At 72.4% G+C, this 13,160-nt stretch carries 11 protein-coding genes, 1 tRNA gene and 2 pseudogenes; 10 read left to right on the forward strand and 4 right to left on the reverse strand.

The genetic code is table 11. From position 1 onward, the window contains the following. Positions 1–191 precede the first annotated feature (191 nt). Complete coding sequence (locus HCC61_RS00585) at positions 192–2,498, forward strand: transglycosylase domain-containing protein (RefSeq protein WP_169133224.1); 2,307 nt, start codon at positions 192–194, stop codon at positions 2,496–2,498. A 166-nt stretch (positions 2,499–2,664) separates the two neighbouring features. Here the strand turns inward: HCC61_RS00585 and HCC61_RS00590 are convergent, their stop codons facing one another. Both HCC61_RS00590 and HCC61_RS00595 read right to left on the reverse strand, forming a co-directional pair. After that, entirely contained in the window at positions 2,665–2,997 is a 333-nt protein-coding gene (locus HCC61_RS00590) for a co-chaperone GroES (protein ID WP_169133793.1), read from the reverse strand. 85 nt (positions 2,998–3,082) lie between these two features. After that, on the reverse strand, positions 3,083–3,406 hold the full coding sequence (locus tag HCC61_RS00595; RefSeq protein WP_169133225.1) for a DUF3618 domain-containing protein: 324 nt from the start codon (positions 3,404–3,406) through the stop codon (positions 3,083–3,085). A gap of 368 nt (positions 3,407–3,774) precedes the next feature. Here HCC61_RS00595 and bcp point away from each other — a divergent pair, with 368 nt between their 5' ends. From bcp to HCC61_RS00610, 3 genes are all read left to right on the forward strand, one after another. Continuing rightward, complete coding sequence (bcp, locus tag HCC61_RS00600) at positions 3,775–4,248, forward strand: thioredoxin-dependent thiol peroxidase (RefSeq protein WP_169133226.1); 474 nt, start codon at positions 3,775–3,777, stop codon at positions 4,246–4,248. A 325-nt stretch (positions 4,249–4,573) separates the two neighbouring features. Beyond that, entirely contained in the window at positions 4,574–5,593 is a 1,020-nt protein-coding gene (locus tag HCC61_RS00605) for an HNH endonuclease (protein WP_169133227.1), read from the forward strand. A 13-nt stretch (positions 5,594–5,606) separates the two neighbouring features. Further along, positions 5,607–5,688: transfer RNA gene (locus HCC61_RS00610), tRNA-Leu, on the forward strand. A 77-nt stretch (positions 5,689–5,765) separates the two neighbouring features. On the opposite strand, the gene rdgB is transcribed toward HCC61_RS00610, so the two are convergent. After that, positions 5,766–6,407, reverse strand: a complete 642-nt coding sequence (gene rdgB, locus HCC61_RS00615) for an RdgB/HAM1 family non-canonical purine NTP pyrophosphatase (protein ID WP_169133228.1) — start codon at positions 6,405–6,407, stop codon at positions 5,766–5,768. Positions 6,408–6,718: 311 nt separating this feature from the next. Between rdgB and HCC61_RS00620 the strand changes: the two genes are divergently transcribed. The 3 genes from HCC61_RS00620 to HCC61_RS00630 all read left to right on the forward strand — a co-directional run bounded on the left by HCC61_RS00620 (position 6,719) and on the right by HCC61_RS00630 (position 9,083). Further along, entirely contained in the window at positions 6,719–7,024 is a 306-nt protein-coding gene (locus HCC61_RS00620) for a DUF6412 domain-containing protein (RefSeq protein ID WP_169133229.1), read from the forward strand. Between the two features lie 241 nt (positions 7,025–7,265). Continuing rightward, a complete protein-coding gene (yidC, locus tag HCC61_RS00625; RefSeq protein WP_169133230.1) occupies positions 7,266–8,102 on the forward strand; it encodes a membrane protein insertase YidC in 837 nt (278 codons plus the stop codon). Positions 8,103–8,222: 120 nt separating this feature from the next. After that, the gene (locus HCC61_RS00630) at positions 8,223–9,083 is read left to right on the forward strand and encodes a fumarylacetoacetate hydrolase family protein (RefSeq protein WP_169133231.1); all 861 of its coding nucleotides are present in this window, start codon (positions 8,223–8,225) and stop codon (positions 9,081–9,083) included. Positions 9,084–9,265: 182 nt separating this feature from the next. Here the strand turns inward: HCC61_RS00630 and HCC61_RS00635 are convergent, their stop codons facing one another. Next, positions 9,266–10,354, reverse strand: a complete 1,089-nt coding sequence (locus HCC61_RS00635) for a Gfo/Idh/MocA family oxidoreductase (protein WP_169133232.1) — start codon at positions 10,352–10,354, stop codon at positions 9,266–9,268. Between the two features lie 56 nt (positions 10,355–10,410). Here HCC61_RS00635 and HCC61_RS30380 point away from each other — a divergent pair. The 3 genes and pseudogenes from HCC61_RS30380 to HCC61_RS00645 form a co-directional block, all read left to right on the forward strand. Next, positions 10,411–10,827 (forward strand): annotated as a pseudogene (locus HCC61_RS30380) (MarR family transcriptional regulator); the annotation flags it as partial. Between the two features lie 531 nt (positions 10,828–11,358). After that, a pseudogene (locus tag HCC61_RS30385) lies at positions 11,359–11,883 on the forward strand (ROK family protein); the annotation flags it as partial. Positions 11,884–12,269: 386 nt separating this feature from the next. Continuing rightward, entirely contained in the window at positions 12,270–13,049 is a 780-nt protein-coding gene (locus HCC61_RS00645; protein ID WP_169133234.1) for an HAD-IIA family hydrolase, read from the forward strand. The last annotated feature ends 111 nt before the right edge of the window (positions 13,050–13,160 follow it).

Genomic DNA, 13,160 nt, shown 5'->3' on the forward strand with positions numbered 1-13,160 from the left:
CCTAGCCCACCCGGGAAGCGGGCAGCCAACGAATATCCGCGTGCACGGTCGCAGGTCGGCGGCACGTACAGTGACGGGGCCGCGCTCGCGTACGACCGACCCCGGTGAGCAGGACGATCGAGCCAGGCGCGCTTACGACCAAGGGCGTAACGACCGGATCGCCCGAATTCGGACGAGGGGTCCCAGAAGAGATGAGCGACGAGCCGAAAGCGACGGTGAGCGCCGGAGGGGGCAGGACCGGGCTTCGCCGGCTGGTCCCCACCTGGCGGTGGGCGCTGGGCGCGACGATGATCCTCGTCGTCCTCGGCTGCGGCGTCCTCGTCGCCGGCTATCTGCTGGTCAGCATCCCCCCGGCGAACGCGGCGGCCGCCGCGCAGACCAACGTCTTCCTCTACTCCGACGGCTCCCAGATCGCCCGCGACGGCGAGGTCAACAGGGAGAACATCGACCTCGCGCAGGTCCCCAAGAGCGTGCAGGAGGCCGTACTGGCCGCGGAGGACCGCGAGTTCTACCAGGAGTCGGCCATCGACCCGAAGGCCATGCTCCGCGCCGGCTGGAACATGGTCACCGGCGGCGGCAAGCAGTCCGGCTCCACGATCACTCAGCAGTACGTGAAGAACTACTACCTCAACCAGGACCAGACCCTCACGCGGAAGGCCAAGGAGTTCTTCATCGCGCTGAAGCTGGACAACGAGGTCAGCAAGAGCGACATCCTCGAGGGCTACCTCAACACCAGCTACTTCGGCCGCAACGCCTACGGCATCCAGGCCGCCGCCCAGGCCTACTACGGCAAGGACGTGTCCGACCTGTCCACCGCCCAAGGCGCCTACCTCGCCGCGCTGGTCAACTCGCCCAACGCCTACGACACCGAGGCGCACCCCGAGAACCACCGCCGCGCCGTCGCCCGCTGGCACTACGTGCTCGACGGCATGGTCAAGAAGAGCTGGATCAGCAGGGGCGAACGCGACTCCATGGAGTTCCCCAGGCCCGGACGCGCCAAGCCCGCCACCGGAATGTCCGGCCAGCGCGGCTATCTCGTCGAAGCCGTCAAGAACTACCTGATAAGCAACGAGATCATCGACGAGCGCCGGCTCGCGGCCGGCGGCTTCCGCATCACCACCACGCTCGACCCGAAGCGGCAGAAGGCGATGAGCGAAGCCGTCGACGACCGGCTGATGTCCAAGCTCGACAAGAAGAAGCGCAAGGTCGACAAGTACGTGCGCGCGGGCGGCACTTCGGTCGACCCCAAGACCGGGAAGATCGTCGCCATGTACGGCGGCATCGACTACACCCAGCAGTACGTCAACAACGCCACGCGCCGCGACTACCAGGTCGGCTCCACCTTCAAGCCGTTCATCTTCACCTCGGCCCTCCAGAACGACGCCAAGACGCAGGACGGCCGCAGCATCAACGCCGACACGGTCTACGACGGCACCAACAAGCGCGAAGTGATCAGCGACGGACACGGCACCGACTACGCGCCGGAGAACGAGGACAAGAAGTCCTACGGGCAGATCCCCGTCAGCAAGGCCATGAACAAGTCCGTCAACTCCGTCTTCGCGCAGATGGGAGTCGACGTCGGCCCGAAGAAGGTCAAGCAGACCGCCGTCGACCTGGGCCTCCCCGAGAAGACCCCCAACATGCCCGACGACGGCTCCATCGCCCTCGGCGTCGCCACCGCCTCCACAACCGACATGGCCGAGGCGTACGCGACACTCGCCAACCACGGCAAGCGCGGCCGCTACAGCCTCGTCGAGAAGGCCACGCACGGCGGCGAAGTCATCGAACTGCCCGACCGCGACGTGTCCGAAGAGGTCGAACGCCGCGCCGCCGACTCCACAACGGCCGTACTGCGCAAGGTCGTTCAGGGCGGCACCGGCACCGCGGCACAGAGCGCCGGGCGGCCCGCGGCGGGCAAGACCGGCACCGCGGAGGAGGACAAGGCCGCCTGGTTCGCGGGCTACACACCCGAACTCGCCACCGTCATCAGCGTCATGGGCCAGAACTCCGAGACCGGCGTGCAGAAGCCCCTCTACGGAGCCACCGGTCTGGAACGCGTCAACGGCGGCGGCTTCCCCGCCGAGATCTGGGGCGACTACACCAAGGCCGCCCTCGAAGGAAAGCCCGTACGCGACTTCGACCTGAAGACCGGCGGCGGCGCCGAGATCCCCAGCACCACACCGCCCGACAGCGACGAACCCAGCACGCCCCCCACCGACGGCGGCCCCAGCACCTCCGGACCGCCCACCACCGGCCCCACCACACCGCCCACCGACGGCGGCACGCCCACCCCTCCGCCGACGGACCCGCCGACCGACCCGGGCACACCGCCGACCGGCGGCCTCGAAGGCGGCAACACCGACGGGCAGAACGGCGGCGCCGACAACGGCAACACGGGCGGCCCCGGCGGAGACCAGGGCTGGCAGGGCGGCAACACGACGGGAAGACCCGCCTCGGCGGCCCGCATGACGGAGCTGCCCGAAGGGGACGGGACCTGACGGTGTGAGCGGCTGAGCGGTGTGAGCGGCTGAGGAGCGAGCGGTGGAGCGAGCCGTGGACCCGGTGCGCTCAGCGGGCCCGGAGAGGCCGGCGGATCAGGAAGGTTCGGCGGGCCCGGAGGGTTCGGTGGATCCGCGGCGGGTCAGACAACGGATCAGGGACGGGTCAGAGATACAGCCCGGTCGAATCCTCGGAACCCTGAAGCCGCTCCGAGGCCACCGCATGCAGATCGCGCTCCCGCATCAGCACGTACGCCACGCCACGCACCTCGACCTCCGCCCGGTCCTCCGGATCGAAGAGCACGCGGTCGCCCGGCTCGACGGTACGGACGTTCTGCCCGACGGCGACGACCTCCGCCCACGCGAGCCGGCGGCCCACCGCCGCCGTCGCGGGAATCACGATCCCGCCCGAGGAGCGCCGCTCGCCCTCCTCGATGTCCGTACGGACCAGCACACGGTCGTGCAGCATCCGGATCGGCAGCTTGTCGTGGCGCGCCATGCCCGAGCCCACGCCGGCTTCCGCACCGGGGGCCGCATGACCGGTAGAGGATTCGGAACTCACGGCTAGACCGTATATCAGCGCCTCAGCGCCCGCGGCGCCGTGCCGACAGGGCGAACAGGCCGCCCACCACGGCCACTGCGACCAAAGCCACCGGAATCACCCGCTCCAGGCGGGGCGAACCCTTCTCGTCGACGAACTTCGACCGCACGTCCGCCACCGCGCGGTTCGCCGCCACATACGCGCGGCCCGCGGTCCGGTCGACCGCGGCGGCCGCCTTCGCCTTCGCGTCGCCCGCGATCGTCCTGGGGTGCACGCGCACCGCGATCTCATCGAGTGTCGCGGCGAGTTCGCGCCGCCTGCCGATGATGTCCGCCTCGATGTCCGCGGGAGTCCTGCCTTGTGGCACCGCGCCGCCTCCGTCGAATCGATCCGTCGTTCCTGCCCGCCGCACGGCGGCCCGCACACCACGGCACAGCCGTACGCCTTGCCTTCGCACGCGGCCCGCACCGCCAACCACGGCCCGGACCACAGCAGTCGGGCCGCCGCCCGGGCCGCACGGCCACGCACAGTCCTGCGCGTTCCCCGTGCCGTCCGCGCCGAACTCGCCCCGCACGCACCGGCGGCGCCGGCGGCGCCGGCCGTACGGGCACGCCGCTGTACGGCAGGCCTGCCGTACAGTCTGTCAGCTCGGCCCACCGGCCGCCCCGCGGCACCCCCGGCACACGGGGCTGCGGCTACTCTCGGGACCGACGACAGCTACACCGAGGAGCACAGATGAGTGAGCGACTGGAGCCCGGCGACACCGCCCCCGACTTCGAACTGCCGGACGCGGACGGCAAGCAGGTCTCGCTCGCCGACCGCAAGGGCCGCAAGGTCATCGTCTACTTCTACCCCGCGGCGATGACGCCCGGCTGCACCAAGCAGGCCTGCGACTTCACCGACAACCTCGACCTGCTCGCCGGAGCCGGCTACGACGTCATCGGTGTCTCCCCGGACAAGGCCGAGAAGCTCGCCAAGTTCCGCGAGAAGGAGAACCTGGGCGTCACGCTCGTCGCAGACCCCTCGAAGGAGGTCATGCAGGCGTACGGCGCCTTCGGCGAGAAGAAGCTCTACGGGAAGACCGTCACCGGAGTCATCCGCTCCACCGTGATCGTCGGTGCCGACGGCAAGGTGGAACGCGCGCTGTACAACGTCAAGGCGACGGGACACGTGGCCAAGCTGATCAAGGACCTCGAACTGGAGCAGTAGCTCGAACCGGAGCAGCAGAAGGCACGAGTCACGCCCTGTGCGCTCCCCGCGGTGGCGGCGGGAAGTGCACAGGGCGACAGTGTGTGTACGCAGTGCACACGGCCGCCGGGGGTGCGGGCCTCGAAGGCGCCCAGGGCGCGGAGGGCGCCGGGCGGGGACGGGGTGCGCCTCGATCGGTGTAACCGCGGCCGCTTTCCCTCCTTGAACTGTGCGAGACGGCGACGATCTGTACGAGGGCACGACGGACGTCGTCGGCCGGGGTCCGGCAGGGGGTCCGGCCGGGGTCCGGTCGACGGGCGGGAAGCACGGGGGCGCGATGGGTGCGATGCGGGGGAGTAAGTACACGCGGGAGGAGCTCGCGGAGGCGGTGGCCGCGGTCTCGAACTGGACGGAGCTGATGCGCGCGCTCGGCGTGCACGTCAGCGGAGGCGGCCGCCGTACGTTGCAGCGAGCTGTGGCGCAACACGGGCTGGACACCGGCCACTTCACGCGGGTCAGTCCCTGGGCCAGGTACTCGGACGAGCAGATCGCGGACGCCGTGGCCTCCTCGACCATGCTCCGTGAAGTCGTCGGCAAGCTGGGCGCGGCTCCCTCCACCGGGACGCTGTCGCACATCCGGCGCCGCATCGCGGCGGCGGGCCTGGACGTGAGTCACTTCCCGGGCCTGAACCGAGCACCGTCCGAACTGCCCTTCGCGGACGATGAGTTGAGAGCGGCGGCCCGGTCGGCACGGAGCCTGCGCGGCCTCGCACGCGCCCTCGGCGTGCCCGACGACGGCCGCTCCCGTGCCGCGTTGCGCAGGATGCTCCGTGACGCCGGAGCGGACGTCTCCCACTTCTCCCACGCGCGCGTCGCCGTCCCCGAGCCGGCCCTGCGCGCGGCGGTGGCACGGTGCGGCTCCTATGCCGACGTGCTGCGGGAGCTGGGCATGCCCGTGAACGAAGCGAATCGCATGAAGGTCCGGAGACGTGCTCACAGGCTCGGCCTGGACGACGGTCATTTCCGGCGACCCGCGAGGCGCACCCGGCGGGCGGGCCCGCCGGAGCGAATCGCTCAGCACGTGCTCCGGATCCGTCCGGAGGGCCTCCCGCGCGTCAGACACGAGCGGCTGCGCCGCGCCCTCGACGAGTTGCGGGTGCCGTATGAGTGCGCCCGCTGCGCCAACTCCGGTTCCTGGCAGGGGGAACGGCTGACGTTGCAGATCGACCACATCAACGGAGACTGGCGCGACAACCGGCCGGAGAACCTGCGCTATCTCTGCCCGAACTGCCACGCCGTGACCGGCACCTGGTGCGGTCGCAACCGCGGACGGGGAGCGGGACCGGCCGGTCCCGCGCGGCAGTAGACTGCGCTGGCGAGCGCGAGTGCCGGAACTGGCAGACGGGCCGGGTTTAGGTCCCGGTGCCTGCGGGCGTGAGGGTTCGAGTCCCTCCTCGCGCACGATTCGAGCCCCGCCCCTGGTCATGGGGGTGGGGCTCGTTCCGTGGGGTGCTGCGCGGCGGGCCGCCGGAGCCTGCTCAGCCCAGCAGTTCGCGGATCTCCCCCGCCAGGGCGCGGAAGGCGAGGCCGCGGTGGCTGATCGCGTTCTTCTCCTCGGGGCTCAGCTCCGCGCACGTGCGGGTGTCGCCGTCGGGCTGGAGGACCGGGTCGTAGCCGAAGCCGCCGGTGCCGGAGGGGGCGTGCCGGAGGGTGCCGCGGAGGCGGCCTTCGGTGACGCGTTCGGTGCCGTCGGGCAGGGCGAGGGCGGCGGCGCAGGCGAAGTGGGCGCCGCGGTGCCGGGGGTCGATGTCGGCGAGCTGGGCGAGCAGCAGGTCGAGGTTGGCCTTGTCGTCGCCGTGCCGTCCGGCCCAGCGGGCGGAGAAGATGCCGGGGGCACCGCCGAGTACGTCGACGCAGAGGCCGGAGTCGTCGGCGACGGCCGGCAGGCCGGTGGCCTGGGCGAGGGTGCGGGCCTTGAGGAGGGCGTTCTCGGCGAAGGTCACGCCGGTCTCTTTGACGTCGGGGATGTCCGGGTAGGCGTCGGCGCCGACGAGTTCCAGCTGTATGCCGGCGTCGGTGAGGATGGCCTGGAGTTCGGTGACCTTGTGCGCGTTGCGGGTGGCGAGGATCAGTCGTGTGTGCGGGGGGCGTCCGTGCGGAGGTTGGGCGCTGCTGCTCATGGGGCCGATTATCCACCGGGGGGTTCGCGTGGTGGCGGGCGGCCGGTCGCGGTCCCGCGGCGGTGGCGGGCGGCCGGGTTCGGGCGGGCGGTACGGTTGTTCGGAGTTCTCCTGCCGGGCTCTCGTACGGGGCCTGAGTACGGAACTCCCGTACGGGGCTCTCGCCGGGAACTCTCGTACGGGCAGGGCGAGTTGCCACGGGGACGGCTACGGACGGGGAGGTGGCGGAGCGCGTGATCGACGCCGGTGTGAGCACGATGCCGGAGGCTCGGCGTGTGCGCCCCCGCGTGCTTTCTCGTGTGCGTCCCCGCATGCGTCTGCGCCTGGGCGTCTCCGCGTCGTTGTTCCCGGTCCTCGGGTTCCTGTGCTCGGGTGCGGGTCTCACGTCCGCGCTGACGGCCGCCGCGACCGCCGCGACTGTGGTGCTGGTGTGCCGCGCCGTCGTGGGTGCCGCCGTCGCTGTCGCGGTCGCCGTGCCGCGGGTGCCGCGTGGCCGGGTCCGTACGGCGATCCGGGACCGTGAGCTGCGCACGGCTTTTCTTCCGCAGCGTGATCCGGACGCCGTGGGGCGTCCGCGTCCGCGAGCGCCGGGCTGTCGTATCGCGACGGCCGTGTAGCGCTCGCTCTCCGTTCTTCTCCTTCCGCCTCCCGCCTCTTCCGTCTCCTTCCGCCGCCTTCGTGACGCGGCGGCGGTGTCGTCGTCGCCCTGGTCCGGGCCGGTCCCGGCTCGGGGCGCGACCGCGGGTACGGGGCCGAGCCTGCGTCTGCGCGGTTCGTCACGCCGGTCTGTCTTCCGCGCCGGTGCGTGCGCACCGGTGTTTCCGATCAGGCACGACGAGACCCGTGGAGGGTTCGAGCATGTCCTTTTTCGCTGCTTTCGTGGAGCGGTTCTCCGCTCTCCTCGCTCCGTTCTTCGGCGCTTCGGCGACGGCTGCCGCGATCGTCGCGTGCACGCTGTGCGTGCGTCTGGCGCTGCATCCGCTGGCGCGTGCGGCGGTACGGGGTGAGCGCGTACGGGCCCGGCTCGCGCCTCGTATCGCGGAGCTGAAGCGGGATCATGATGGTGATCAGGAGGGTCTGCGGCGGGAGTTGGAGAGGTTGCAGGAGCGGGAGGGGGCCTCGCCGGTGGCGGGGTGTCTGCCGATGTTGTTGCAGCTGCCGGTGTTCTTCGCGATGTACCACCTCTTCACGACGGATGAGGCGCTGCTCGGCCATACGTTGCTGGGCGCGCCGCTGGGCGGGCGGCTGTGGGACGCGGTGGAGGCGGGTGGTGTCCTGGGCGGCCCGTGCCTGGTGTACGCGGGGTTGTTCGTGCTGGTGGCCGCCGTGGCGACGTGGACTTATGTGCGTACGCGCAGGCTCATGGCGGCCAGGGCCGCTGCCCCGGCTGCGACCGCGACTGCGGCTGCGACCGCCGGTGCCGCTCCTGCCTCGGTCCCGGTCACGGCCGCGGGCCGCACGCTGACTTCGGGTGCGCCGGCGCCGGGTGGCGCCGTGGCGCGGGCGCTGCCGCTGCTGTCGTTCGGGACGCTGATCACGGTCGCGGTGGTGCCGCTGGCGGCGGCGCTGTACGTGGTGACGACCACGACGTGGACGGCGGTGGAGCGGGCCGCTCTGGGCGCGGGACGGGTGGAGACGGTGCCCGGTGCGGGCGCCGCTCCGTCGGCCCGTCGGGTCAGGAGGTCCACTACATGAACACGGGGTTGTGTATCTGAACTCCCTCTTGGAGGATCGGCCGCTCTGATCCAGACATTTCGGCGACGGCCGGCCCTCCGCCGGCGGTCCGCCGAGCCCGACCTCGGAGTGGAGTGGGACGTGAAGTTGCTGCGCGTCGGACCGGTGGGGGCGGAGCGTCCGGCTCTGCTGGACGGCACCGGAGTGCTGCGGGATCTGTCGGATGTCGTACCGGACGTCGACGGTGCGCTTCTCGCCGACGACGCGGCGCTGGGCCGGGTGCGTCGGGCCGCCGGGGCGCCCGGCGGGCTTCCTGCCCTGGAGCCGGAGGGGCTGCGTGTCGGTGCGCCCGTGGCCGGTATCGGCAAGGTGGTCTGCATCGGGCTGAACTACCACGATCACGCGCGGGAGACGGGCGGAGCGATCCCTGAGGAGCCGATCCTCTTCATGAAGGCGCCGGACACGGTGGTCGGTCCGTACGACACGGTGCTGGTGCCCCGGGGCAGCGAGAAGACGGACTGGGAGGTGGAGCTGGCCGTGGTGATCGGCCGTACGGCGCGCTATCTCGGTTCGGAGGAGGAGGCGCTGGCGGCGGTCGCCGGGTACGCGGTGTCCAACGACGTCTCCGAGCGGGCCTTCCAGCTGGAGCGCGGCGGGCAGTGGGACAAGGGCAAGAACTGCGAGACGTTCAACCCGCTGGGTCCGTGGCTGGTGACGGCGGACGAGGCCGGCGATCCGCAGTCGCTGGGGCTGCGGCTGTGGGTGAACGGCGAGCTGAGGCAGGACGGCACGACGGCCGAGCAGATCTTCCCGGTCGCCGAAGTGGTGCGCTATCTCAGCCAGTTCATGACGCTGCGGCCGGGGGACGTGGTCAGTACGGGGACGCCGGCGGGCGTCGCCATGGGGTTCCCTGAGCCGAAGCCGTATCTGCGTGCCGGTGACGTGATGGAGCTGGAGATCGACGGGCTGGGGCGGCAGCGGCAGGAGCTGCGCGCGGCATAGCCGCCCCGGCGACCTGGGCTCGGCCCCGTCTGCCCCGTCTGCCCCATCAGACCCGTCAGACCCGTCAGCCCCAACGGCCCGGGACGACGCAGGCGTCCGGGCCCGGGGGCCCGGACGGCGGGCGCGCCCCGCTCGGGCCGGGTGAGGTCAGGAGAGGCGCGGCCCGGGCGCCCGGGCGAGAGTCAGGCCAGGCCCGTGGTCACGACCCGGGATTCGCGAGCGGATGTGCGGGCCGCTTCCAGGACGCGGATGACGGCCAGGGCCTCGGCCGCCGTGACCGGTGGCGAGGTGCCCTCGCGGAGTGCGGTGGCGATCCCCTCGTAGTAGGCGGGGTAATCGCCGTCCAGGGTCGGGACGGGGCGGCGCGCGTCGAGGTCGCCGATGGTGCCCCAGGCGATCTCGGGTTCGACTCCCCACCGGCTGCCGGGCGTTGGGCGGGCGCCCTCGCGCAGCGCGGCCTCCTGCGGGTCGAGTCCGTCCTTCACGTAGGCCGCTTCGCTGCCCAGCACCCGGAAGCGCGGCCCGAGTTGGGCGGCGACGGCGCTCATCCACAGGTGGGAGCGGACGCCGCCGGCGTGCGTGAGGGCGATGAAGGCGTCGTCGTCGGCTTCGGCCCCGTGGCGGCGCACGTCGGCCTCCGCGTAGACGGCCGTGACGGGCCCGAGGAGCGTGAGCGCCTGGTCGACGAGGTGGCTGCCCAAGTCGTAGAGGAGGCCGCCCACTTCGGCGGGGTCGCCGGACTCGCGCCAGCCGCCCTTGAGTTCGGGGCGCCAGCGCTCATAGCGGGACTCGAGGCGGTGGACGCGGTCGCCGAGCGCGCCGTCGGCCATGAGCGCGCGGACCGTACGGAAGTCGTTGTCCCAGCGGCGGTTGTGGAACACCGAGAGCAGCAGCCCCTGTTCGGCCGCGAGGGACGCCAGCTGCTGTGCCTCCGCCGCGGTCGCCGCCAGAGGCTTGTCGACGACGACGGGGAGGCCCGCTTCGAGGGCGCGGCGGGCGAGGGGGACGTGGGTGCGGTTGGGGGACGCGACGACGACGAGGTCGAGGGAGCCGGCGCGTGCGAAGAGTTCGTCGGTGGTGGCGAGCGTACGCATGTCGCTGCCGTGCTCGGCGTGGACCTGGGCGCGCCGCTCCGGGTGTCCGGTGACGACGGTGTCGAGCGTCAGGTCGGGGGTGGCGGCGATGAGCGGCCCGTGGAAGACGGAGCCGGCCAGGCCGTATCCGATGAGGCCGACGCGCAGGGGAGGAGGGGCAGCTTCCGTACGGTCCATGGAAACCACTTTCGCAACGCGGTTGCGTAAGCGCAAGCCGCACGGACAATGGCCCCATGAGCAGCGAACCGGCCCCGAGCAGCACATCCTCCCTCGACGGAGGCTGGGGACCGTCCGTGCCGTACGGCAGGAACGCGGCCCGTGTCCTCGGGCTGCTGCGGCTCGCGGGCCCGGACGGCGCGGACCGCGGTGAACTGGCGCTGCGCACCGGGCTCACTCCGCAGGCGGTGAGCAAGATCACGGCGCGGCTGCGGTCGCACGGGCTGGTCACCGAGGCCGGCCGCCGTGCCTCCACGGGCGGCAAGCCGAGCACGGTGCTGCGGCTGGCGCCGGGCGCGCGGCACGCGGTGGGGATACAGCTCGATCGCGACCAGCTGACGGCGGTGCTCGTCGATCTGTCGGGCGGTGTCGTGGCGGGCCGTACCGCGCCGCTGGACATGGGCGGGGACGCCGAGTCGCTGCTGGACGCCGTCGAGTCGGCGGTGCACGGGCTGATCCGCGCCGGGCTTCCCGCGCTGGGCGCCGGTGCGCGGAGCGGCGCGGGACCGGAGGGAGCCACGGGCGGCGAGCTGTGGCAGCAGGCGTCCGAGGGCGAGGTGTGGTCGGCGAGCCATCCGGGGGCGGGCGCGGGGAGCGCGGCCGTGGTGGAACCGGCGGTCCAGGAGGCGGACGCGCGGCGGGCCGTCGAGGAGGAGGGGGAGCTGTGGCAGGACGCGGGCGGCGAGACGGAGCCCGGGAGGGAGGGAGAGCCGGAGCCGGAGCCGGAACAGGAGGACGTGGCGGCCGCGGTGGCCGGGGCGGCGGCAGCGGGGAGCGCCGCAGCCGAGGAGCCCGGTGAGGCGGCGGAACCCGGTGAGGGGGAGGAGCCGGAGGCGTCCGCCCGCTGGGAGGAGCAGCCGCCGGCGGACGAGGCCGAAACGGCGCCGGACGAGCACGTACCGGCCGGGCAGGCAGCCCAAGTCGCCGAGGGCGCCGGGCCGTTCGGCGCGGGCGGACGGTGGGGAAGCGTCGTCGGCGTGGGTGTCGCCGCGCCCGGCCCGCTGGACCACGTGCGCGGTGTGCTGCGCCAGGTCACCGGCTTTCCGTGGTGGGCGGGCTTCCCGCTGCGGGACGCGCTGGCCCGGCGCCTCGGCATGCCCGTCGTCGTCGACAAGGACACCAACGCCGCCGCGCTCGGACTCTCGCTGCGCGGCAAGGAGTCCTTGGCGTATCTCCACTTCGGTACGGGGCTGGGCGCGGGCCTCGTGCTCGACGGGCGCATCCACCGCGGCAGGAGGAACGGCGCGGGCGAATTCGGCCACCAGGTGGTCCAGTTGGACGGCCCGCCGTGCCGCTGCGGCAGGAACGGCTGCCTGGAGGCGCTGTGCCTGGACGCCGTACGGCGCGGTGACAGCGCGGAGGCCGCACGCGTGCTCGGCGTGGGTGCGGCGAACCTGGTCAGGCTGCTCGACGTGGACCGTGTGCTGCTCGGCGGCCGTACGGTGCTGGCCGATCCGGACGTCTACCTCGACGGGGTCGCGGCACAGCTGCGGGCCGCGTCCGCAGCGGGATCAGGTGCCACAGCGGGATCAGGTGCCGGAGCGGGATCAGCCGCCGGACCGGGGGCCCGTACCGGAGCGGGGTCCCACGCCGGGGGAGGACCCGGGCCCGGCTCCGGTCCCGGCTCATGGGCGGGCGCCCCCTCCACGAGCGCCGGCAGCGCGGCCGGAGTACGGGTCGAGGTCGTCCCCGAAGGCGCCCGCACGGTCGCGGACGGCGCCGCGCAGCTCGTGCTCGCACCGCTCTTCGGGCGCACTCCGGGAGCGCCCGCCACCGCCGGTTAGGCTGAACGTGGCACCGGGACCGACCGCCCCGCGTGCCGCCGCCCGCCCGCACTTCCCGCGAGGCCGATCCGACCCCTGGCAGGAGCCGTCACGTGGCAGAGCGAAAGCCCATCGAGTCGTGGCTCACCGACATGGACGGTGTGCTGATGCACGAGGGCGTGCCCGTTCCCGGAGCGGACGCGTTCATCAAGCGACTGAAGGAGTCGGGCCGCCCCTTTCTCGTACTGACGAACAACTCGATCTACACGCCGCGCGATCTGCACGCCCGCCTCGGGCGCATCGGCCTCGACGTGCCGACGGAGAACATCTGGACGTCGGCGCTCGCGACCGCGCAGTTCCTGGACGACCAGCGCCCCGGCGGCACCGCGTACGCGATCGGCGAGGCCGGTCTGACGACGGCGCTGCACGACATCGGGTACGTGCTCTCGGACGCCGACCCGGACTACGTGGTGCTGGGCGAGACCCGTACATACAGCTTCGAGGCGCTGACGAAGGCGATCCGGCTGATCAACGACGGGGCGCGGTTCATCGCCACCAACCCCGACGAGACCGGTCCGTCGGCGGAGGGCGCGCTGCCCGCCACCGGGTCGGTCGCCGCGCTGATCACCAAGGCGACCGGCCGGCATCCGTACTTCGTGGGCAAGCCCAATCCGCTGATGATGCGCGCCGGACTGAACGCGATAGGGGCGCACTCGGAGACGTCGGCGATGATCGGCGACCGGATGGACACGGACGTAAGGGCCGGTATGGAGGCCGGACTTGAGACGTTCCTGGTGCTGACGGGGCTGACGAAGCCCGACGAGGTCGACCGCTTCCCCTACCGGGCCTCCAGCGTCGTCGACTCCATCGCGGACCTCGTCGAACGCATCTGATCGCCGCGCTCCCGGAACGGCCGGCCCGCTGGACCCCGCGCGCCTGAACGGCCGTCCTGTACGCGAGTGGAACGGCACGGTAACGGCCCTATGGGACCGGGGCGACACGTG

Source organism: Streptomyces sp. HNM0575, assembly GCF_012726265.1.
In the GTDB taxonomy this organism is placed as follows: domain Bacteria; phylum Actinomycetota; class Actinomycetes; order Streptomycetales; family Streptomycetaceae; genus Streptomyces.